The sequence below is a fragment of the Microbulbifer maximicatervae (SeqCode) genome (assembly GCF_052467225.1).
In genome coordinates this window covers 473,274-493,035 of sequence record NZ_CP174303.1, presented here as the reverse complement: position 1 = coordinate 493,035, position 19,762 = coordinate 473,274, and the positions used below count along the sequence as shown (strand labels likewise).

Annotated in this window: 15 protein-coding genes; 5 read left to right on the top strand and 10 right to left on the bottom strand. The window is 51.0% G+C overall.

Annotated features, from left to right (window positions below):
* Positions 1-106 precede the first annotated feature (106 nt).
* The gene (locus ACJJIZ_RS02070) at positions 107-883 is read left to right on the top strand and encodes a ferredoxin--NADP reductase (protein WP_413663957.1); all 777 of its coding nucleotides are present in this window, start codon (positions 107-109) and stop codon (positions 881-883) included.
* A 139-nt stretch (positions 884-1,022) separates the two neighbouring features.
* Positions 1,023-1,586 (top strand): lipocalin family protein, encoded by a 564-nt coding sequence (locus ACJJIZ_RS02065; RefSeq protein ID WP_444906728.1) that lies wholly within the window; start codon positions 1,023-1,025, stop codon positions 1,584-1,586.
* Here ACJJIZ_RS02065 and ACJJIZ_RS02060 read toward each other — a convergent pair.
* The 10 genes from ACJJIZ_RS02060 to ACJJIZ_RS02015 form a co-directional block, all read right to left on the bottom strand.
* Positions 1,575-3,266, bottom strand: a complete 1,692-nt coding sequence (locus ACJJIZ_RS02060; RefSeq protein ID WP_444915075.1) for a hypothetical protein — start codon at positions 3,264-3,266, stop codon at positions 1,575-1,577. The two genes, ACJJIZ_RS02065 and ACJJIZ_RS02060, sit on opposite strands and share 12 nt — an antisense overlap.
* Positions 3,263-5,491, bottom strand: coding sequence for a hypothetical protein (locus ACJJIZ_RS02055; protein ID WP_444915074.1), 2,229 nt, complete (start codon positions 5,489-5,491; stop codon positions 3,263-3,265). The genes ACJJIZ_RS02060 and ACJJIZ_RS02055 overlap by 4 nt, the downstream gene beginning before the upstream one ends.
* Positions 5,484-6,704 (bottom strand): N-terminal double-transmembrane domain-containing protein, encoded by a 1,221-nt coding sequence (locus ACJJIZ_RS02050; protein ID WP_444915073.1) that lies wholly within the window; start codon positions 6,702-6,704, stop codon positions 5,484-5,486. Before ACJJIZ_RS02050 ends, ACJJIZ_RS02055 begins: the two co-directional genes overlap by 8 nt.
* Position 6,705: 1 nt before the next feature.
* Entirely contained in the window at positions 6,706-7,608 is a 903-nt protein-coding gene (locus ACJJIZ_RS02045) for a DUF58 domain-containing protein (protein WP_444915072.1), read from the bottom strand.
* Positions 7,609-7,613: 5 nt separating this feature from the next.
* Positions 7,614-8,612, bottom strand: coding sequence for an AAA family ATPase (locus ACJJIZ_RS02040; RefSeq protein WP_444915071.1), 999 nt, complete (start codon positions 8,610-8,612; stop codon positions 7,614-7,616).
* Between the two features lie 2 nt (positions 8,613-8,614).
* The gene (locus ACJJIZ_RS02035; RefSeq protein ID WP_444915070.1) at positions 8,615-9,340 is read right to left on the bottom strand and encodes a DUF4159 domain-containing protein; all 726 of its coding nucleotides are present in this window, start codon (positions 9,338-9,340) and stop codon (positions 8,615-8,617) included.
* A 214-nt stretch (positions 9,341-9,554) separates the two neighbouring features.
* Positions 9,555-11,186, bottom strand: a complete 1,632-nt coding sequence (locus ACJJIZ_RS02030; RefSeq protein WP_444915069.1) for a TldD/PmbA family protein — start codon at positions 11,184-11,186, stop codon at positions 9,555-9,557.
* A gap of 27 nt (positions 11,187-11,213) precedes the next feature.
* Positions 11,214-12,545: a TldD/PmbA family protein gene (locus ACJJIZ_RS02025; RefSeq protein WP_444895545.1), complete on the bottom strand. Its 1,332-nt coding sequence runs from the start codon at positions 12,543-12,545 to the stop codon at positions 11,214-11,216.
* A 35-nt stretch (positions 12,546-12,580) separates the two neighbouring features.
* Positions 12,581-14,212 (bottom strand): TldD/PmbA family protein, encoded by a 1,632-nt coding sequence (locus tag ACJJIZ_RS02020; RefSeq protein ID WP_444892495.1) that lies wholly within the window; start codon positions 14,210-14,212, stop codon positions 12,581-12,583.
* A gap of 197 nt (positions 14,213-14,409) precedes the next feature.
* A complete protein-coding gene (locus ACJJIZ_RS02015) occupies positions 14,410-15,822 on the bottom strand; it encodes a nicotinate phosphoribosyltransferase (RefSeq protein WP_444915068.1) in 1,413 nt (470 codons plus the stop codon).
* Between the two features lie 735 nt (positions 15,823-16,557).
* Between ACJJIZ_RS02015 and ACJJIZ_RS02010 the strand changes: the two genes are divergently transcribed.
* From ACJJIZ_RS02010 to ACJJIZ_RS02000, 3 genes are read left to right on the top strand one after another with little or no spacing between them, the layout of a single operon-like run.
* Complete coding sequence (locus ACJJIZ_RS02010; protein WP_444915067.1) at positions 16,558-17,220, top strand: PspA/IM30 family protein; 663 nt, start codon at positions 16,558-16,560, stop codon at positions 17,218-17,220.
* A complete protein-coding gene (locus tag ACJJIZ_RS02005) occupies positions 17,220-17,873 on the top strand; it encodes a YqiJ family protein (protein WP_444915066.1) in 654 nt (217 codons plus the stop codon). Before ACJJIZ_RS02010 ends, ACJJIZ_RS02005 begins: the two co-directional genes overlap by 1 nt.
* Positions 17,874-19,583 carry a flotillin family protein gene (locus ACJJIZ_RS02000; RefSeq protein WP_444915065.1) on the top strand — a complete coding sequence of 570 codons (1,710 nt, stop codon included), beginning with the start codon at positions 17,874-17,876 and terminating at the stop codon, positions 19,581-19,583. It abuts the gene before it with no gap.
* Positions 19,584-19,762 lie beyond the last annotated feature (179 nt).

Here is a 19,762-nt window from a genome sequence, read left to right as displayed (position 1 = left end):
TCGTTAAAATAGATAAGGAATATCGAAATATCCCACTTTGCCAATAGATCTTCTAGGGCTAAAATTCAACTATCAAGAGACTCGTGGAATAACCGGTTTTAAGTTTATGTCCAAATTGAATATAGAGAAGGTGTTGGAAGTCCATCACTGGAACGACACACTGTTTAGCTTCAAGACCACCCGGGATTCGGGTTTTCGCTTTGAGAACGGACATTTCACGATGATCGGTTTGCAGCAGGACAATGGCCGTCCACTGCTGCGCGCCTACTCTATTGCTAGTGCCAACTACGAAGACGAGTTGGAGTTCTTCAGTATCAAGGTTCCCGATGGCCCCCTGACCTCCCGCCTGCAGAAGATTAAGCCGGGCGATGAGATCTACGTGAGCCAAAAACCCACCGGTACTCTGGTGGCGGACCACCTGCTGCCGGGCAAACGCCTGTGGTTGCTGTCCACGGGTACTGGCTTGGCACCTTTCATGAGCATCATCAAAGATCCCACGGTCTACGAGCGTTTTGACCAGGTAATCCTTACTCACGGTGTTCGCTATGTTTCTGAGCTGGCTTACCAGGAGCAGATCGAGAACGAATTGCCGGAACACGAGTACTTTGGCGAGATGGTACGCGAGCAACTGCTTTACTACCCAACCGTTACCCGTGAGCCCTATCGGAATACTGGCCGCCTGACTGATCTCATGCTGTCCGGAAAGCTTTTCACCGATCTGGGTGTGCCCAAGCCGAGTGTTGAGGAAGATCGCTTTATGCTGTGCGGCAGCCCGGCAATGCTGAAGGATCTCACCAATATCCTCGATGACTGGGGATTCAAGGAGACCCGCGCAGGTGTACCTCACGAGTATGTGATTGAGCGCGCTTTCGTCGAAAAATAAGTTGGTCAGTCCAGCGATAAAAAAACCACCCTCGCGGTGGTTTTTTTATGGGTGAAATACAGATTCCCGAAACTATCCTGATCTTGTGAAACCCCTGCCTTCTATTCTGACTTGAGGGGAGCTTGCTGGGAGTGGCTAGATGAAGCTGTTTTCACTGGGTGTATTACTGATTTCCTTTTTCTGGCTGGGTGCCTGTACCCGGGTGCCGGAGGGGGTTGAGCCTGTCCAAAACTTCCAGCTACAGCGATATTTAGGTCACTGGTATGAGATTGCTCGATTGGATCACTCATTCGAGCGCGGCCTGACCCAGGTAACTGCCGACTACAGTCTCAACCATGATGGTTCTGTCGCGGTGATCAATACCGGCTATTCAAAAGCGCGTGATGCCTGGCAAATGGCGGAGGGGAGGGCCGAGTTTGTCGGCCCGAAAAATGTGGGCCATTTGAAAGTCTCTTTTCTTGGCCCCTTTTACTCATCCTATATCGTGATTGCTCTATCGGATGACTACCAATACGCGATGGTATCTGGCTACGATAAATCCTATCTGTGGATATTGTCCCGCACCCCAACCATGCCCAAGGATGTGTTGGAGCAGTTTTTACAGAAGGCCAAAGCTTTGGGGTATCCCGTCGACCAGATGATATTTCCCAAGCAAGAGGCTAAGCCCGGAAATAAGCCCTCGGTGCAGCCCTCAGGGTCGTGATCTGTTCAAAAGCCTGCGTTCCCGCCACCAGCTTATACACACTAGTAACAGCAATATAAGGGCCGGCCATTGGCGCCCCAACAAAACCCTGTTTGCCTGATTATTTGCTTCTGGCCCCAAACGTGCGGCAGCCATTAGTTGGGTTTCCCTGGCATTCAGGGACTGCTGCCATAGAGGCCAGTCCTCTTTGGCAAAGATATAGAAGTCTAGTACCGACTCCCCTTCCAATTCAGTCCAAAGCTGGTGCCAACCTGAATTTTGGGGCCAGAAGCTGTAGCACTGACCCTGGGAACTTCTGCTTGCGGCGATTCCTTTGGTAGAGCGGGAGCTATCTTGAAACTCTGATAAGAATGGACTCTGATCAGAAAAAAGTGGGCTGCATAGGGTGATGCGTTCTTGTGTACGCGGTAACTCATTGGAGAGGATTACTGGCTGCTGACTACCCAAATGCTTGAGTTGGTAATCAATAATGGACTTCCACAGGCTGGCGAATTCAGTAGTAAAGCCACTGGTTAGCCAGCGATGGCTGTCACTAAATAGGATAAACCCCAGGTGTTGTGTCTCAGTCGAACGCCCCCAGAAATGTGGGGACTCTCCATTGCCCAGTAAAAAGTCGTAGGAGCCGGGCTGTGTGACTTTGAAGCCAAGATTACGCAGTGGGGGAATCTCTGGATTGTCCGCTTTTTGGTAGCCAAAGCCGGAATGTAAGTGGGTGGCTTCTTCCTTTTGTAGAGGCATGGATTGGGCAGCAGCGTACTGGAGAAACTCTTCAGAGCTATCGCTAGTGACTAACCACAACAGTGACTTTGTAGTGGCCAGCTCGTTGAGCTGACGCTTTTGCAGAGCAGAAAATTGTGGCCACAAACTGCTGTCGAGTATCACTAAATCGAAGGGACTTTCATTCGTGAATAAATCTGCAGACCCGGTAAGTGGAAGGCCGTTGAGAGTTTCTTTTCTTATGATTTCAGGTGCCAACTGGGTCATCACTTGTGCTGTTACACCGGATTGGCGCAGCCAGCGAGAGAGGGCTGCCGTCTCAAAAGAGGGGCGTGCCAGCCACAGTAATAATTTGGGTTGGAGCGGTTCTCGCACCAGGATGGGTAAAGGATCTGTATGGGTTTCGCCGGCTTCGCTTTCCGTCCGTACCCGGTATAGCTGGGGGCCCGCGAGTTTTGGAGTGGCAGTGAGTTGTGCCTGAATTGTTTCTCCCACTTTCAGCTCAAGACTGTCTTCAATATGGCCGTAGGGATTGAGCAGGCTAATTTTTACGTTTTCAGTCAGTGGCTGGTTGTTGTGAACCTTTAACTTTAAAGAATCACCAAAGGTAATTTGCCGCTGCCAGTCCAATTCCCAGCGGCCATCAGATTCCAGGATCTTCGATAACTCCAGACGCACCGGTGCCAGGTCCCGAAGTTTGTCGCGCCCGAGTGGCTCCCCATTGAGAGAGATATTTTCCACACCATTGAGATTTATTGGATGTGAGCTCGCCAGCTGTTTGCTGTTGATAGAGATATTGCGCTCGGTGGGAATGATCGCCGGCGGCTGCCAGAGCATCCAGGCACTCAGCCAAATCGCCAATTGCAAGCCATAGTCGAACGGCTTGGTACCTCGGCGGCGCAACAGTACGAGTGATGTTAAACAGGCCAACAGGCACAGGCCGGGTATCAAGAAATCAATCACAATGATTTCTCCCCTTGCTGGTGTAGCCAACGGCTGAAATGGCCGTCGGCCTCAGTTTGCAAAGGCAGTGAAGGCGCAGACTCCGGTGCTGGCAGTAGCTGATAGAGCAGCTGATTCAGGGAGTTCGTGCAATCGATGCAATTCGGTTGCTGGTGGCGCTGCTGGTATAAACGCAGCTGTTTGGACAGTTCCAGGCCGAGATCCAGTGATTGCTCTGTGGCTAGCTCATTTATCTGCACCAGCAGATCAGTATCGAGTTCGGCGCCAGCATCTACCTGGGCCATTAGGGCGAGTACCTGTGCTCTTTGTATTTGTTCAAAGGCACTGTCGACAGTTTCTGGCGCTACGTCTTCCCGTTCACCGCTAAGCCGGCGGCTTTCGTCTATGGGGGGCGCCTCGAACCCGACTCTTTGTAAGTAAATACGCGAAGCCTGCTGTACCTCCTTGATAAAGCGCAGAGCCCGGTGCTGGTGGGGCAGGGAGGCTTGGGGCTCTATAACCGACAGGTCGCGCCAGGAACTCCACATGGCATTCAGCGCGTTGCGCAGTAGCTCCTTGGTTTGGGGATCGAACAGGGTGGCATGCTCTGAGCTGTCATGCCGGTGTCCGGCAGAAGCAGCTATGCGCTCTGCCTGTTGGAAATGGGAGTCTCGCTGTGCAAAGGGAGTGGCATTTTCTTCGCCATGTGATTGGTGCTCACCTTGTTCTGTATGATCGTGGCTATGGCCGTGTTCGGATTCTTCTTTATCATCGTGCTTCTCGCTCTCTGCGCCAGAATGCTCCGCTTCCGAATCCTCTTCGCCGAGAAAGCGGCCGTAGCGCATGCGCAGCAAATTCTGTTCATAGGCTAAACCCTCGGAGCGTTTGCGAAACTCCTGTGGATGCAGCTGCTCTCGCTCGGCTAGTAGGGCCTCGGTGTCAATAATCAGCTGGCGTTGGCTGCGGAAGTACTCCGGTAATATCTTAATCGCCATCCCCTCGCTGTCACTCAGCCCGAAAATCTCTTCTTGCGGCCAGCGCAAGATAAAGTGTTGGCTCTTGGCAACGTTGGCGCTGGGCTCGCGGTTATCCCTGGCCTCCAAATACCAGTAAAGTTCATCTCCCGCTTCCATGGAAAACTGGTGGATGGGCAGGAGGAAATCGTAGCGAGCTGCTTTCTTATCTTCCGAGGAGTTTGTTAATAAAGCAGTGGGTTGCAAACTGGTGAGAGCAATACGCTCTTCGCGAAAGCGTAAATTTTCCCCGGTGCCGCTGGCGAGGGTGACCAATAAATCCGCAGAACTCACCTGGTAATCATCATTAATGATTACTTTCACGGGAATACTTTGAGCGCTGCCTTGAATCGTATCGACGCGCAAGCTGGGTGCCTCAAAGGTAAACTCCGGAGCATTGTCTTTTTGCACCCGAATATTATGAATTTCCGGCAATAGCATTTGGCTCTCCGCGAGTTGCACTGAGAGCTGGTAAAAGTCTGCTTTAGCGATTGTGCGTTGTAATTGCCATTTTTTACTGGGTAGATCACCTAGTGGAGAAAAGGCGAAGCGCTCAGTTTCGGCCAGCATTTCCAGCCCTTGCACCGGTTGATTCAATTCAAGTTGCCACTCGACCGCAGACTGCTCCGGCACGTCGACTTGTAGGGATTGGCTGTCGGCTGCGAGCCCAGTGTAGGCGGGCGGCTGGATATGGGTTGCCGCGCGGGTTATGGCGAGCTTTTCGGCAACGGGAATAGCCGTATTTTGTTGCGTGGTCTCAGTTTTATCCCCGGTGAAGTGAGAATCGCTCAGTACAAATAACAATAGTCCCAGGCAGGCACCAAAAGCATTTGTCAGGGTACTGCGGAGTTTTTTTGGACCGAAAAACGACCGGTCGCCACTTTCCAGCAGTTGTTGCAGCTCTGTTTCGATACGCGTGCGCTGTAATTGCTGCAATGGACTTAGGTTGGTTTTCTGTTGGCTAAGCAACTGGCTGCTGTCTTGCAGCTGTGGATATTGTCCATCCAATTGTCGACATAGGCTTTCAGGGCTTGGGCGCCAGCTGCGATCCAATAGAATTGCTACAACAATAATTCCGAGCCAGGCGAGCAATAGCCACTGTGGCCAGCCGAATACAAAAATGCCCAAGCCCGCCAGAAGGCTGAGGCCAGTGGCAAGCCAGAGATAGGGCCACAGGGCTGTCAGTTGCCAGCGCCTGCGCACAGCGTTAAGGGTGGACTGGTGCTTATGCATGGTCGGCCTCCCTATTACTATCGATTGCCATGATGGCTGGGGGACGAGATAGGGCAATTAGGCGTTCAAAAGCCAGAAGTAACAGTAGGGCGGCTATTAACCAGGGTTGCAGTTGTTCAATACGGCGGTTTTCTACCTCGCTGTCTTCTACAGGAAGGCCTGCCCCAGCTATGTCTGCCACTACTTTATTGGCAGACCAGTGGCCACGATTTTGGTGTTGCAGAGCCCAGTCTTGCCCAGACCAGTGCTGCCATAAACGTTCAGGTAAATCTGCGCGGCGATAAAAGGCCTCGCTGTACCAGTCACTTTCGTAGCGCAGCCAACTTCCCCGTCCCACTGAGGCCGCTTGAGCTGACTGGCTGTTATCCACAGCAACGAAGTTGAGATTATCGGCAGGGGGGATGCTGTTGTCGGTGATTAACAGGCTGCCATCTGAAACAAATTCCAGCACGGCTTGTGGCAGGGGAGCGGGGCCCGTGTAGATCAACCAATCTGCCTGCTCGGCATTGGGTGTCTCTTCTTGTTCCTGAATATGCACCGATAGTCCCGGCATATTGCCTTGCCAGTCTTCCAGCACAGGCGCCCACCAGCTGGGCGGTTTGCCCATTAAAGCGATACCTGGTAATACCGGGCTCGTAGCTGTGGATGTTTTGTCGAGGCCGTGCCACTGCCAATGGGGACTGACTCTTAGTGCCTGGTGGGATGCTGGAACCCCGTTGTTTATCAACAGGATATGAGCCCTGCGCAAATCCGCCCGGCGTGATAGTACTGATAGAGTTTTCCACAGGTCCACATTTTGTGGTGGGGGTGAGGTTACGGAAGGCGTTTCTGGGGATAACCACAGTACTTTATTACCTTCCCCCACAAGCTGCGGCAGTGAATTGTGGATAAATGTATTCGCTTCCCCTGATTCAATTCTGGGGTCTACCAGTATCACGCCCTCTTGGGGATAAATTTCCCGTTTAATCAGCGGCTTTGCCAATAAACTTGCCAGCAGGGCGACGATTAGCAGGCGCAATAGCAGCAACCACTTGTTATCCACAATAGGGCGGCGCGCGCGACTCTGTGAATATCTTTGTACCCATTGCAGCGCAGCAAAGGAGACCTGTTGTGGATTACTTCGGCGCAGCAAATGAATGGCGACAGGGATAATCAGGGCTGTGAATAGCCATAGCCATTGTGGGGATTGAAATAAGTTATTTATCCACAACATCTCAGCACAACCTGCCGTGCAGCTGAATAAATTGCCGAAGTGACTTTTCCACAGGCTGCTCGATAAGGTCGGTCTGTAGTGAACACTCCTGTGCGGCAAAGCGTGCTTTTAACTCCCTCTGTGCTTGAGCAAAAGCATCCAGGTAAGACTGGCGTTGCCGCTCGGCGTCTACTTCTAAAGTTGCGGGCGTACCGGCGCTTACTTCTGGATTGAGCAGCTTTAGCTCTCCGCCAAAAGGAAAAGTCTGTTCTGCCTCAATTAACAATTGCAGTGGCAGGCAGGGGCGGCCGGCGGCATGCAGGCGTGCGGCAAAATCGCCGATCTCATTACCCTGTTCAAAAAAATCACTCAGTAACACCACCTGACAGGGCCGCTCAAAGTATTGCCACAGCGGCGCCAGTTGAGTGTGATCTGGCCAGTGGCCGCTGGCGTCGAGTTGTTGTAGCTGAAGAGCGATTTGACGCTGGTGGCTCTCGCCCTGGCCTTCGGGCACATAAACCGTTCTGCTACTGTTAAACGCCAATAGGGAAAAGCTGTCTCCCTGGGCGTTGAGCAGCCAGCATAGGCTGGCAATCCAGCACTTGGCGTAATGCAGTTTATTCAGACTGGGCTCGACAAAGCTCGTCTGGCCCAGGGAGGCGCTGCTATCGAGCACAAAGCACACGTGCATACGGCTCTCCTGCTCGGTCTCGCGCACATAGTAGCGATCACTGCGTGCAAACAGTTTCCAGTCGATATGGCGGATGGAATCACCCGCTTGATAGCCTCGGTATTGGTGAAATTCCAAGCCGGTGCCACGGCGCTGGCTGTGTTGCACACCGAGCATCACGCCCTCGGCAATATGCCGCGATAGCCATACCAGATCGCGACAGCTGGCCAGGGTTTTGGGGGACAGGTATTCCACGCTGATCAGTCCCGGCCCGGTTCCGGCACCGCTGCCAGTAATTCTTCAATCAGCTGTGGCATCTGCACGCCATCGGCCTGTGCCTGGAAGCTGAGCAGCACCCGGTGGCGCAGTACCGGCAGTAACAAGCTGCGGATATCCTCGCGGGTGACGGCGAGGCGTCGTTGCAAAAGGGCCCGTGCCTTGGCGGCGAGAATCAGAGCCTGCCCCGCGCGGGGGCCGGCGCCCCACTTGATCCACTGTTGCAGGGTATCGCTGCCGCTGGTTTCCATACGGGTAGCGCGCACCAGTGCCGCCACGTAGCGGTACAAATCGTCGCTGACATGAATTTCCCGCACCAGTTGCTGCATTTCGCGCAGTTGCTCCGCATCCAGGCTGGGACTGGGTTTGACCCTGCTGGCACCGGTGGTGGAGCGCAGGATTTCAACTTCATCCCGCTCATCGGGATAGTCGATATGAATATTTAACAGGAAGCGGTCCAGCTGAGCTTCCGGCAGGGGATAGGTGCCCGCCTGCTCGATGGGGTTTTGTGTGGCCAGTACGAAATAGGGATCGGGCAATTTCAGTGTTTTACCGCCCACGGTTACCGAGCCTTCCTGCATGGACTCCAATAGGGCTGCCTGGGTTTTCGGCGGTGTGCGGTTAATTTCATCGGCGAGCAGGATATTGGTGAAAACCGGGCCCTGCTGGAATTTAAAAAAGCGCTTGCCGGTGCTGTGATCCTCTTCGAGGATCTCACTGCCGAGAATATCTCCGGGCATTAAATCCGGGGTGAACTGCACCCGCTTAAAATCCAGCGCACTGGCATCGGCGAGAGTTTTTACCAGCAGGGTTTTACCCAGCCCCGGCACCCCTTCGAGTAGGGCGTGGCCGCCGGCCAACAGACAGATCAGCATCTGTTCCACTACGGGTTTTTGGCCGACAATCACCCGCGCAATTTCCTGTTGAAGATTGTCGAGGCTGTGCAGTTGTTCTTCGATACTATTTTCCAGGGTGGTCAGCATAATCAGCTCGTCAGTGCGTAAATAACAATGTTCACCGCAAATTTTGTGTTATCGATGGCGAGCCAGCGTTTGTTGCGGTAGTCGTAGTCCCATTCGCAGCCGAAATCTTTGTTGCTGTAGAGCACGGCGATACGGCCGTTAACAATAATGGCTTTCAGGTAGTCATGTACCAGATCATCACCCCAGCCATTTAATTCAAAGCTGGTTACCGGCAATTCATCGAATTGAAAGAAACAGCGGTAGAGGTCGTGATCGTCTGGGAGCTTTTGCAGGCAGTCTTCGCCAAACAGCTCGGCCATTTGTGCTTCGAAGGATTTGGCAAAGAGACCGTCGATATCGTGGTTGCAGTCGTCGACAAATACAAAGCCACCGCGATTGACGTAATCGCGAAAATTCTTTGCCTCTTCCGTGGTGAATTGCACCAGCTTGTGTCCGGCCAGGTAGCAGAAAGGCGCCAGCAGCATTTTCTTATCGGCCAGCGGCACTATGTGCTCTTTGGGATCAACCCTGAGATTGGTGTATTCCACCAGTGAATTGAGCAGGTTGGAAGGCATGCGCTGATCCACATCCCAGTCACCGGACTCGTACATCAAGCGGGTGAAATAAAAATCGTAGTGCTCCTGCGCACTACCCGGTGCGGTATTTTGTGCGCGTGTGCCCAGCGGCAGCGCTGCGGCGCAGCTACCCAGGATCAGGCGCTGGAGAAAAGCCTTGCGGGTGAGGGACACGGGATAACTCTGTTACTGCGTTGGTTTTTATTGTTGAGAGCAAAGGAAAGAAGGTGCTCCGTTCGAGACATGCTGTAAATACATCCCTGTACGCTCGTAATCGGCATCCATGCCTCAAACGGTCTCGAACGGAGCACCTTCTTTCCTTCTACCCATTTATTTTCAATGCTGGGAGCTGACTGGTTTGCTGGCCAGCTCCCGCCTGGATCAATGGTTAGCCCAGCTTGCGCTTGGTGTTAATCACATTGATACCGTCGAAGCGTGCAGTGGAACTACCGTGGGATACCGCACTGGTTTGCATCGGCTGTCCCTTACCGTCAAAGAAGGAACCACCCAGGCGGTAATCATCTTTGTCGCAGACCTGCGAACAGGCATTCCAGAATTCCTGGGTGTTGGACTGGTAAGCGACGTCCTCCACCATGCCGGTAATCTTGCCGTCTTCAATCTCGTAGAACAGCTGTCCACCAAACTGGAAGTTGTAGCGCTGCTGGTCGATGGAGAAGGAACCGGCACCCACAATATAAATGCCTTTCTCCACATCCTTGATCATATCGTCGACGCTCAGCTCCTCCTTGCCGGGCGCCAGCGAAACGTTGGACATGCGCTGGAATTGCACGCTGGACCAGCTGTCGGCGTAGCAGCAGCCGTGGGATTTCTTTTGCCCCAGCATATGTACCTGGTCGCGGGTGGCCTGGTAGTTCACCAGCACACCGTCTTTTACCAGATCCCAGTTGCGGGTCTTCACGCCTTCATCGTCGTAGCCGACGGCGCCGAGAGAGCCGGGCTGTACCTTATCGGCAAACAGGTTGACCTTGTCGCTGCCGTATTGGAATTTGCCGCTGCGCCATTTATCGATAGTGGCGAAAGAGGTACCGGCAAAATTGGCCTCGTAGCCGAGCACGCGGTCCAGCTCCAGTGGGTGGCCGACGGATTCGTGGATGGTGAGCCAGAGGTGGCTTGGGTCCAGCACCAGGTCGTACTTGCCCGGTTTGACCGATTTAGCCGTGAGCTTTTCCTTGGCTTGTTGCGCCGCCAGGCGTGCGTCTTCGGCCATATCGTAGGAGTCGCGGTAGAGCACTGTCTGCGCTTGGATCTTGTCTTCGGCGCGGCCATCCAGGTATTCAAAGCCGCGTCCTACCGGCTGGCTGAGGCCCTGGCGGGTACGGAAGCCGCCAGTTTTCTTGTCCACTGCGGTGACCGAGAAGGGCGCCCACAAACGGTGGACATCCTGGTCGATATAGGAGCCGTCGGTAGAGGCAAAATACTTTTGTTCATTCACCAGGTACAACATGGAATTGATATAACTGGCGCCGGCATCCATAGCGGACTTGTTCACGTCCATTAACAGGTCCACCTTGTCGGCCAGGGGGATCTGCATAGCGTTTTTCTGGATCGGTGTCTGCCAGCTCACCTCGCCGTGGCCTTTTACCGGAGCCAGCTGTACTGGCTCCTGCTGGTACTTGGAGTTGGCCTTGGCGGTAGCTACTGCCTGGCGGGTGGCGCGAGCGACGCCATCGGCTGTCAGGTCATTGGTGGCAGCAAAGCCCCAGGTGCCGTTGGCAATAACCCGAATCCCCATGCCGATAGATTCGGTGTTCACCACGTCCTGCACTTTCATCTCGCGGGTGATCACGTATTGGTTCAGGTAGCGACCAATACGCACATCGGCATAAGTGGCGCCGAGTTTAGTGGCGGTATTCAGGGCGACATCGGCAAATTCTTTTTTTACAGAGAGATCAATACCGCTTTGTGTCAGTTTGCTCTCGGCGACCAGATTGCCGGACAGCGGCAACATGGAAACACCCAGGCCGGCACCGCTGAGCTGGAGAAATTTTCTTCTTTCCATTTCGTTATCCTCGATGGGTGCTGGCTGTTATACGGCGTCGGAAAGGCTGCTGAAGGTGAAGTCGCGCACTTTCAACGCGGGAATCATGGCGGACATGCCCCACATACCCACTCGCTGGGGGACGCCCATATCTTCGATATTGTTGAGCATGATTACCGGGCTCTCGTTGAAGCGGAAGTTCTTCACCGGGTATTTGATCTTGCCGTTTTCGATATAGAAGGTGCCGTCGCGGGTGAGGCCGGTGAGCAGCATGGACTGTGGATCGACCATACGGATATACCAGGTGCGGGATACCAAAATACCGCGGCGGGTATTTTTGATCAGTTCTTCGGTGGTTTTATCGCCGCCGATCATAATCAGGTTGTTGGGTTCGGGGACCACTTCGCCTTTGCTTTGCTCGGCCCAGTAGCGGCTGCGCGCCAGGTTTTTCACTACGCCGTCTTTCACCCATTCGGTGCGTCCCAGCTGCATAAAGTCACCGTCGGTCCAGGGTTGAGCCGGCACATCGAGACTGGTGGGGTCGGAGTAGAAATTTACGCGCTTGTCGAACATCTTCTCGCCGGTCCGGTTGCCGCCGCCCTTCTTGCTCATAAAGCTGCGGCCTTCGTCGGCACTGCGCGCATCGAAGCCGCTCATCATGTAACCCACCAGGCCGGACACCGCATTGGGCTCCAGGATCACGGTGTACTTGCCCGGTTCCAGGGCACGGGCTTCCTGGGACAGGACCGCCTTGTCGATAGCGACAGAGGAGGTGCTGCCGGTATTCATTGCACCGAAATCGGTAACGTCACTTTCGGCCCAACCAGAACCCAGGCCATTCTCGGTGCGCATAGTTACAGTGAAATTGGCAGAGGTAGAAGCGTGGTAGCCGAACAAGCGTTTACTGGTGGCGACTGCAGCAAAAGAGCGCTGGTCTTCCAGGTAACCTGCGGCAACCACTTTCTTTTCCTTGGCTGCAATAATGGAATCTGCCGCCGCCTTGGCGCGCTGGTCTGGAGTGATATCTGCAGTGGACTTGGCGAAGCCGTCTACGCTGACATATTTCTGCGGTCCCAGCATCGGCATGGCTTCCGGGTTTTCCGGAGATAGCTTGGCCAACTCTTCGGCGCGACGCATCACTTTTTCCAGGGAGGCATCACTGAATTCATTGATAGTGGCCACACCGGATTTCTTGCCGAAACGGGCTTCTACGGCCAGCTCGATATCATTGACGATACCACTGGTGGAAACGCTGTTGCGCGCGTAGCGAATATTGCCGGTTTCGCTGCCGGCCAGCTGCGCGCTGGCTTCATCAGCGCGGCTGTATTTTAAAACCTTGTCGAGAATACGCTTCGCTTCACTTCTACTCAGAATGGCCATTGCCTTTTCTCCAATTACTTATTCTTGTGCGCCGCTCAGGAAATCTTGCGCTTGGTATTGATTACATTAATTTGGTCAAAACGAGTGGTGGAACAGCCGTGGGAGACTGCACTCACCTGGCTCGGCTGGCCCTTGCCATCGAAGAAGGTTCCGCCCAAGCGGTAATCGCTGCTGTCGCAAATCGCCGAGCAGGAATTCCAGAATTCCTGGGTATTGGACTGGTAGGCGACGTCCTCAACCTGGCCGACGATCTCGCCGTTTTTGATCTCGTAGAACAGCTGCCCGCCGAATTGGAAGTTGTAGCGCTGCTGATCGATGGAATAAGAGCCGCGTCCGACAATGTAAATGCCTTTTTCCACATCGCGGATCATGGATTTTGCCGAGTATTCTTTTTCGCTTGGCGCCAAAGAGACATTGGGCATGCGCTGGAACTGCACACTGGACCAGCTATCGCCATAGCTACAACCGTGGGATTCCTTTTGGTCGATCATATGCACCTGATCGCGGGTAGCCTGGTAGTTCACCAGGATGCCATCTTTTACCAAGTCCCAACGCTTGGTTTTTACCCCCTCGTCGTCATAGGCGACGGCACCGAGGGAGCCCGGTTGCACCTTGTCGGCAAACAGGGTGACCTTATCGCTGCCGTACTGGAATTTACCGCTGCGCCACTTATCCAGGGTGGCGAAGGAAGTTCCCGCATAGTTGGCCTCGTAACCCAGCACGCGGTCCAGCTCAAGAGGATGGCCCACAGATTCGTGGATGGTCAGGCACAGATGTGAGGGTTCCAGTACCAAATCGTACTTGCCCGGATCGATGGACTTGGCTGACAGCTTGGCTTGGGCTTGCTCGGCTGCGAGCACTGCATCCTCGGCCATATCATAGGAAGCTTTGTAGAGCGTGGTCTGACCGCGAATCTTGTCTTTGTCGTGACCGGCCAGGTATTCATAGCCTCTCCCCACTGGGTCACTGAGACCGTTGCGAGTCTTGAAAGCACCGCTCTGCTTATCAACAGCGGTCACCTGCATAGGTGCCCATAGGCGATGGACATCCTGGTCAATATAGGAGCCGTCGCTAGAAGCAAAGTACTTTTGCTCATTCACCAAATACAGGGAAGAGCGGATATAGCTGGCCCCAGCTTTGAGTGCCCCATTGTTAACATCCATCAGGAAATCGACTTTTTCACTGATGGGGACCTGCAGGGCATTTTGTTCGATAGGTGTCTGCCAGGAAACCTCGCCCACGCCTTTTACCGGTGCCAAACGCACGGGCTCGGTTTGGTACTTGGCATTGGCCTTAGCTACGGCAACTGCTTGGCGCGCGGCAAGGGCGACGCCATCCGCTGTAAGGTCGTTGGTGGCGGCGAAGCCCCAGGTACCATTGGCGATCACACGAATACCAGCGCCAAGGGATTCTGTGTTGACGATATTCTCCACGTTGGTTTCGCGGGTCATAACGTACTGGTTCAGATAGCGGCCGATACGCACATCGGTATAACTGGCCCCGGCTTTGCGCGCGGTATTCAGGACTACATCAGCCAGGTGTCTTTTATGGGAGCTGTGCATGCCCTCATTGAGCAGCTGCTCCGCGCTGACCTGAATGCCCTGTAGAGGCAACAAAATACCACTGGAGCCGACGCCGGCGATCTTGAGGAATTTTCTTCTTTCCATTGGCTACCTTTACCCCACGAGAGCACGAGCACTCTCTCGGGTACTTATTGTTATTACGACTGACGCTGGAGGCCTTGTGTGCACGGAGGTCAGACTTTGGATACGCACAACTAACAGGACCAACCTAAAGTTGTAAAGTACTCGCTCGGTAAAGTGAAGTTTCGTAGGGGTAAGACGTTGTGAGGGTGGAACGGGAATCAGAGGGCAGCATTTCTTCGAACTTTGTCGAAAGTAATGTCCTTAAGCAGAATACCGTTGCGGTAAACCGGCCTCAGCAGGTTAGCTTCTGATTTTAGATCGCTCTGTGCAATAGTTCGAAGTGCACCATCATCGCCGCGAATCAAGGCAAGGCGGCCACCCTTGGACCTTTTCTCGGGCCCGGTTCTCGGATTCTTAAAAATATCGTACCAACTGCCATTGATACAGATAGCGCTGGCCTTCATTGCAAACCCCATCATATCGCGGTCAACTTTTTGTAGTAATCCTCCACCCATACCAAAGGTCAGATTTTCTGTGCTTTGATTGTTTTCTTTCATTGCTTGGAGAATTTTCGGGATTACAAAGCGGGTGATACCATCTCCTTGTATAACTCGAATAAAGGGGGGTAGTAATCGATACCCTTTTTTATTCTTCTGCGAGCCAAATATTCGCATCAACCTTTCTATTGCTTCTATCACGACTTTCTCTGGGTTGCCGGAGTCAGGCCTTATTACTAATGTGCCGCCACTTTGAGTAACTTTATCCTTTAATTTTTTCCCCCAGATATTCTCTATAGCATTCCACAAATCGTAGCTATCGCTGACAACAGCCACAGTTTTTCCTTCCCCAGAAAATTGCTCAAGTATATTACGGTAAGCATCTTCCTCATGCTGCTGTCCCCAAGCGATAATTGTGCTGTGTTCAGCGGCGGGAATGGAAGCTCCAGGTACAGCGGCGTTGTAAAATCTTTTTGCGGCTAATATTCCGGATATCGTATCAGTCCCCTTAAAATTAACTAAGTGAGCCATGCCTCCCAGCATGGCTGTTTCGAGACTGCTGGCTCCCCGAGCCCCGAAATCATGTAAACGAAATTCCAGCGTATCCAGATTTTCCGCTGTTTCAAATAAATACTGTGAGATAATTTTCTTTATTTCGCGGCTCTGGGTAGCTACGGTTGATGGATACCAGATACTCCGTAAAAGTGCAGTTTCAATATAAGTGGTGAGCCAAAAGCAGGAGGGGCAGGTATTAACAACCTGAGCTAAAACATTGGTTACTGGAATAACTTGTCCTTCTTCTATCGCTGTAATTTCAAGGGGCATTAAACCATTGTGGTCGTTTAAAATATGATTCCATCCATCACGGTTAAATGGCAGTCCATGGGGTTTTAAAATATTTTCAGCTTCATTAATTTGATGAAAACTGATGGGGGTGCTTAGGTATTGCTTGATAAACGCCTGCAAGCCAAAGAATACCGTCGACGCAAATTCACCGCCACGACACTCTACATAACTACTAATATGTGATGTTCCTGGGGGGTACTGCAGATAATGACTAGTTTTATAGCTATCGACATTGAGAATAGGATTTCCCAAGCACTTAAAGGATGAATTAGAGCCGGGCGCGTTCATATTTTCAAAACCATAAGTTGGCGTTGATTTTATGTCACTATTTGCCTGCTGTTATAGCGTGTAATTGATTTTTGAATTGTATACCAACCACAATGTTCAGTTTTACAGCGCTAATAGCTGCTACTTAAGCAAAGCATAAAAGCAAGCGACCCACGTTTAAAAACTTGTCATCCACTCATTTTACCTCCTATTGATTGACCTACTCTATTGGTATGTGTACATTTATATGCATGTGAGGCAAAGGAACGTCATGCTCAATGAACTCCAGTAAATTTCGGCGTGTTTACCGGCGGATGACTATGCCTACCATGGTGTCGATCGATCACAGTAGCGCTGTCACACAAAGTAAAAAATGCGTAAATTGGTTGCTGTAGAGAGAGGTTCGGCAGAGCAAAAAAATCTGCCCGGTCATAACTTTCCTGTGTAGAAGCGTTCCTTCCATTAATGACTTATTGTTTGGGAAAAAGTCATCGCAGTTTACTAATTTGAATGATATTGGAATTGCTCGTAGAGAATACGGCATTGATATAATTTAGTATTGATTCCAATCCTATTGCGCTACTTATAAAAACTCTGCTGCAGACTCGTAATACTTTGCGGAAAAATTGTCTTGCCGTCATAGCAGGAAAGCATAAACAGTATCTTTGGTGAGAGATTGGACACTGTTTCGACATCATTTGAAGTTTGTAACCAATAATAAGGTGGATTTTTCTATTTGGGAGCAGGAGATAAGTTATGAGTGAAGGGTTTATAAAGCGCATATCACGTTTAATCTCTGTGTCCGCCAATGCCGTCGTGGACTCGGTTGAAGCCGCTGCACCAGAGTCAGTGATGGAGCAGGCAATTCGGGAGGTGGATGATGCAATTGCAGATGTGCGAGATCAGCTAGGGAAGGTGGAGGCATCCAAGTATCTAAACAGTAGAGCGTTAAGCGATGAAAATGCTCGTCATAAGCGTTTAGCTGAACAAATTGATATTGCTATAAATGAAGGTCGTGATGATTTGGCTGAAGTCGCCATTGCCAAACAAATGGATATTGAGGCGCAACTTCCAATTTTAGAAAAAGCGATCAATGAAAATGAGATAGAAATAAAGGAACTAGGTTCCTATATTCTTGCCCTGCAAGGTAAGAAACGTGAAATGCGTGAGCAGTTACAAGATTTTATTGCAGTCAATAAAAAGGTAAGTAGTAGAGTTACTGCGGATGAATATGGCAGGGATAGAAAGCCAAAAGCCCAGGTAGAACAAGCTACCGATGCATTTAATCGAGCAGTAGGTAATACAGCTATATCGACATTTGACTCTGGGATAGATGCCAGCAAATTAGCAGAACTTGAGGAGTTCGCGCGAAATAATCGTGTGAAAGAACGTTTAGCCAAGATTAAATCGGGGGGCTGATGATATTTTTATTGCAAGACCAAAACCTGATCTTTACCGGTGCGCTGATTTTAATGTTTATGATAGCGCTTCTTGAAGGCATCATGACATTGATTGGTGTTGGTATTTCAGATTTACTGGATAATTTATTACCAGATTTTGATGTTGACGTGCCAGATACAGGGTTGTCTGGGGGGATGACTAAGCTGCTTGGGTGGTTGCGTTTCGGTGAAGTTCCTGCACTTATACTGTTAGTAACTTTTCTGGTTAGCTTTGGAGTGACGGGCCTAGTAGCCCAAATGCTCATAGAGTCTCTTGTTGGGTATTTATTGCCGGGCGGTTTACTTGCTGTGGCAGTCTTTTTTCTTGCGCTACCTCAGGTACGTTTTGTTGGCAATATTATGCGGCGCTTTGCTGTGGGTGATGAATCCGAGGCAGTTGAGAGAAATTCCTTTATTGGCCGTGTAGCGATTATTACGATCGGTAAAGCAGAAATCGGTTCACCAGCAGAAGCGCGTTTTAGTGATGAATACGGAACCACACACTATGTAATGGTGGAACCGGATGAAAGTGAAACATTTAATCAGGGGGATAAGGTGTTACTGGTTGAAGAGCTGGGAGCACATTTTCGAGTAACTCGCCCCAGCAGTATACATCTTATAGAGAATAACTAAATGGAGAAACTAGCAGTGATAGGAAATTTTTCGTTTTTATTATTTATTGGCGGTACCATATTAGTGGCCTTGATTGTTATCGGGGCTATATTTGCACGCCTATATACCAGAGCCTCGAAAGAGCGCTCATTTGTACGGACCGGTATGGGCGGGCAAAAGGTTATTATGAATGGTGGCGCACCTGTATTTCCGGTTTTGCATGAAATTATCCCGGTAAACATGAACACTTTGCGTCTGGCGGTTTCCCGTAAAGAGCATCAAGCGCTGATTACCAAGGACCGCATGCGTGTTGATGTACTTGCTGAATTTTATCTGCGAGTAAAGCCGGATGTAGATGCGATAGCTAATGCTGCACAGACTTTGGGGCTGCGTACTTTAGACCCCGAAGCGTTAAAGGAAATGATCGAGGGTAAATTTGTTGATGCATTGCGCTCGGTAGCTGCGGAAATGGAAATGGCGGAGCTACACGAGCAGCGCAGCCAGTTTGTACAAAAAGTTCAGCAGGTAGTTTCCGAAGATCTATTAAAAAATGGATTGGAACTCGAGGCTGTATCTTTGACCGGTTTGGATCAAACCCATAAAGAATTCTTCAATCAGGATAATGTGTTTGATGCCGAGGGCCTCGCCAGTATGACCCGCTCTATTGAGGTGCGCCGTAAAGAGGTCAATGATGTAGAGCAGGAAACCATGGTACAGATCGAGAAGAAAAATCTCGAAGCTGAACGCCAGAAATTAGAAATTGAAAAAGAAAAACGCTACGCGCGTCTGGAGCAACAACGCGAGCTTGAAAACCGCGAAGCTGCCCAGAAGGCGGATATTGCCCGTGAACTAGCTGAGCAGGAACGTGCAGCACGCAAGGCTGAAATTGAAGCACAGCGCGAAGTGAGCCAATCCCAGATCGCCGCTGAACAGGCGACCAAGTTACTGGAGATTGAAAAAGAGCGCCGTTTGAAAGAGCAGGAAATCGAGGGAGATCGAATCCTCGATGAACAGCGTATTTCCAAAGAGAAGTCGGTAGAAATTGCTGAACAGGAACGTGCCATTGCCGTTGCAGAGAAATCAAAAGAGCAATCCCTTGCTGACCAACAAGCAAACGTGGCCCGGGCTGAAGCCGTAAAAGCAGAAGAACAAGTCCGCACTGCCAAGGATGTTGAAGTTGCAGAGCGTGATAAGCGCATTGAAATTATTGAAGCTCAAAAAGTAGCGGAACGTCAGGCCACGGGTATTAAAGTAATGGCCGATGCGGAGAAAGCGGCTGCTGAAGATAAGGCCGAAGCATTGCGCTTGCAGGCTGCAGCTGAAGCTGAGGCTATTCGTATTAAAGTTGAAGCTGATCGTGAAAAATATGCAGTGGACGCTGAGGGTCAGCGCCTGATGAATGAAGCCTATAACAGCCTCAATGAAGCCCAAATTGCTCTTAAGAAGGTGCTCAGCTTGCACGAAAATCTGCCCAATATTATCCGAGAAAGCGTTAAGCCGATGGAGAGTATTGAGGGCATGAAAATTATTTCTGTTGAAGGCTTAAATGGTGTTGATGGTAGAGCAAGCAGCGGCATTTTAGATGGCGAGGCTGAATCCAAAGGGCAAAGCTTGCCTGAGGCTCTAGTGGGTAGTGCTCTAAAACATCGGGCTATGGCGCCACTAGTCGATTCTTTGTTAAAAGAAGCCGGTGTAGCTGATTTCAGTGCTTCAAAAGAGATAGAATCTTAATCACTTGGTCTATATTTAATTAAATAATAAAGAGAGAGGGCTCTCTCTTTATTATTCTAAGCATTAGCTAAAGTGTGATTAGCCTTTGAGCCACATTTTTTGTGACATAGTTATCATCACTATCCTTTATCCTACCTATTAATAAAAACTCTTTTTATAATTAAACCCTGCATAGATTT

What these genes read in the sequence shown, in the direction of transcription:
- ACJJIZ_RS02070 (WP_413663957.1), top strand. Translation starts at nt 107, where the DNA reads ATGTCCAAATTGAATATAGAGAAGGTGTTGGAAGTCCATCACTGGAAC.
- ACJJIZ_RS02050 (WP_444915073.1), bottom strand. Translation starts at nt 6,704, where the DNA reads ATGTTGTGGATAAATAACTTATTTCAATCCCCACAATGGCTATGGCTA.
- ACJJIZ_RS02020 (WP_444892495.1), bottom strand. Translation starts at nt 14,212, where the DNA reads ATGGAAAGAAGAAAATTCCTCAAGATCGCCGGCGTCGGCTCCAGTGGT.
- ACJJIZ_RS02025 (WP_444895545.1), bottom strand. Translation starts at nt 12,545, where the DNA reads ATGGCCATTCTGAGTAGAAGTGAAGCGAAGCGTATTCTCGACAAGGTT.
- ACJJIZ_RS02040 (WP_444915071.1), bottom strand. Translation starts at nt 8,612, where the DNA reads ATGCTGACCACCCTGGAAAATAGTATCGAAGAACAACTGCACAGCCTC.
- ACJJIZ_RS02015 (WP_444915068.1), bottom strand. Translation starts at nt 15,822, where the DNA reads ATGAACGCGCCCGGCTCTAATTCATCCTTTAAGTGCTTGGGAAATCCT.
- ACJJIZ_RS02065 (WP_444906728.1), top strand. Translation starts at nt 1,023, where the DNA reads ATGAAGCTGTTTTCACTGGGTGTATTACTGATTTCCTTTTTCTGGCTG.
- ACJJIZ_RS02055 (WP_444915074.1), bottom strand. Translation starts at nt 5,491, where the DNA reads ATGCATAAGCACCAGTCCACCCTTAACGCTGTGCGCAGGCGCTGGCAA.
- ACJJIZ_RS02000 (WP_444915065.1), top strand. Translation starts at nt 17,874, where the DNA reads ATGGAGAAACTAGCAGTGATAGGAAATTTTTCGTTTTTATTATTTATT.
- ACJJIZ_RS02010 (WP_444915067.1), top strand. Translation starts at nt 16,558, where the DNA reads ATGAGTGAAGGGTTTATAAAGCGCATATCACGTTTAATCTCTGTGTCC.
- ACJJIZ_RS02030 (WP_444915069.1), bottom strand. Translation starts at nt 11,186, where the DNA reads ATGGAAAGAAGAAAATTTCTCCAGCTCAGCGGTGCCGGCCTGGGTGTT.
- ACJJIZ_RS02005 (WP_444915066.1), top strand. Translation starts at nt 17,220, where the DNA reads ATGATATTTTTATTGCAAGACCAAAACCTGATCTTTACCGGTGCGCTG.